The organism is Paracoccus sp. (in: a-proteobacteria) (assembly GCF_035556475.1).
Lineage (GTDB): Bacteria > Pseudomonadota > Alphaproteobacteria > Rhodobacterales > Rhodobacteraceae > Paracoccus.
The window spans coordinates 1-1,828 of the sequence record NZ_DATMFA010000041.1; the positions used below are offsets into that span (position 1 = coordinate 1).

The window sequence follows — 1,828 nt, forward strand, 5'->3', positions numbered from 1 at the left end:
CGGCACGCCGGGGGAAGAAAGTCAGCGAAGCGCCATTGCGGCCAGCCGGGTCAGCGCAGCGGCTTGCCGGCAGATGACGCATCGCCCGGGGCTGCAATGGCGCGGTAACTGCGGCAAGGACGAGCAGGCGGGGCAAGGATCGAGACCGAGGGATGACGGGCGGCACCCCTCGCACGCGGGACCTGCGACCTGCGCTGACCGAAAACAGGCCCTAGTCCGCCGATGCCGGCGACGCGGCCGGAGGACCGGCTGGCTGCAGACCCACGCCGCCATCATCCTCGGCCGGCAAGGCGAGCGATCCCCACGCCGATATGGCGGCAACCAGCCCCGAAAGCATCGAGGCCAGGGTCAGAAGCATCCCCTGCCCCATCAACTGGCCTCCGAGCGCGTTCCCAACCTGATATCCGGCAAAGCCCGCCGGAACCATGAAGATGGCGATGATGAAGAGGCGCCAGGCGGTCGAGGAAAGGAAAGCGATGAGGAGCTGCCCGAGCAGCAGGACTGCGATGCCGGCCCCGAACCCCGCCACGATGGCCACGCCATAGCCATGCCCGGTCTCGACAAGATGGAGTCCGAGCGCGATGCCGGCATAGACCGGCAACGCATGGGCCGCGGCCCGGAAAATCAGCCAGACGACATAGAGGGCGGCGACAATGCCGAGGATGAGAAATATGGTCATAAGCGTCCTCCGACCGGACGCGCCCGCCACCTCCTCCACAGCGCCATCTGCCTGCAAATCATAGCAAAAGGACGGCCAAGGTGGAACCGGAACTGGAACCACCCTGGGTCTGGTTTGCGAAGGTCACCGATTGAACGGGTCATATTCGCAGATGATGCAGGCGGGATCGCCGTCGAATTCGTCGAGCGGCATGACCGAATAGCCTTTTGCGGTTTCGATGAGGACGATGATGGTCATCATCGTGCGGGCGAGATTCCATCCGAGCGATTGGGCGGTTGAAAGCGGCATGGCCTGAGCTCCTGTCCGGGAGCGGGATCATCCCGCTCGACAGTCGCCCCGCAGGCCGGGGACAGGCCGCAATCATCGCAGCAAAGCTGCGGCCCAAGCGGAGCGCAGGGACCCCTTGCGGGTTGATTGAAGGAGGCCTGGCTTCGCGCCCAGGGATCAGCGGCAATCGAGAGCGGGGGAACCCGGGTCCGGACTGGTGACCACTCGCCTTCCCTCCCGGCCATGCCCGGAAAAAAGAAGGCGCGGCGAACAATGTCCACCGCGCCAGGGAGAGGATCGCCTGCGATCCGGAGATCAGGGAGCGGGCGTGCGGTTCGCGATCGCCGTCTCGATGAGGCCCTGCATTTCCTGTTCGAGCTCGACGCCCTTGCGGTCGCCGCCGCTGGAAATCTCGGTCGCGATCAGCCCGTAATAGCCCGTTTCGCGGTCGATCCAACCGGTCCAGCCATAAGCGCCGGGCGACGAATTTACTTTCGAGGTCGCGCAGGCGGATGGCGTCGCGCACTCGACGAAAGAGCCGAGCGCATATTCCCAGTTCGCCGCCCCCGCAGGCACGAAGACGCGAGGGAGTCCTGCAGTTCTTTGCTGCGTGAAGGTCGCCATGTCAGTGATGAAGGTTCCGCCGAGCAGCGCGCGGAGCAGCTTCGCATAGTCGCGCGGAGTCGAATAGGCACCGCCGGCCACCCAGGGGTTGGTCGGGGGGCTTCCCGCCGGATCATACCAAGTGGTGCCCGACATGCCGAGCGGCGTCGTCACATGCTGGGCGAACAGCTCGTGAAAATCACGCTCGCGCGCTGGCGACGTGCCGGGCTGAATGCTGGTGTCCTTCGCTTCGAGATAGGCGGCAGCAATCTGTATCCC

The 1,828-nt window shown here is 65.3% G+C and carries 3 protein-coding genes; all 3 read right to left on the minus strand.

Going from position 1 to position 1,828, the window contains the following annotated elements; all coding sequences use genetic code 11:
• Nucleotides 1–211 precede the first annotated feature (211 nt).
• Nucleotides 212–679, minus strand: a complete 468-nt coding sequence (locus tag VNQ78_RS05100; protein WP_325687266.1) for a hypothetical protein — start codon at nucleotides 677–679, stop codon at nucleotides 212–214.
• A 123-nt stretch (nucleotides 680–802) separates the two neighbouring features.
• Complete coding sequence (locus VNQ78_RS05105; protein ID WP_325687268.1) at nucleotides 803–967, minus strand: hypothetical protein; 165 nt, start codon at nucleotides 965–967, stop codon at nucleotides 803–805.
• 294 nt (nucleotides 968–1,261) lie between these two features.
• The coding region (locus VNQ78_RS05110) for a serine hydrolase domain-containing protein (protein WP_325687270.1) at nucleotides 1,262–1,828 on the minus strand (567 nt) is incomplete at its 5' end.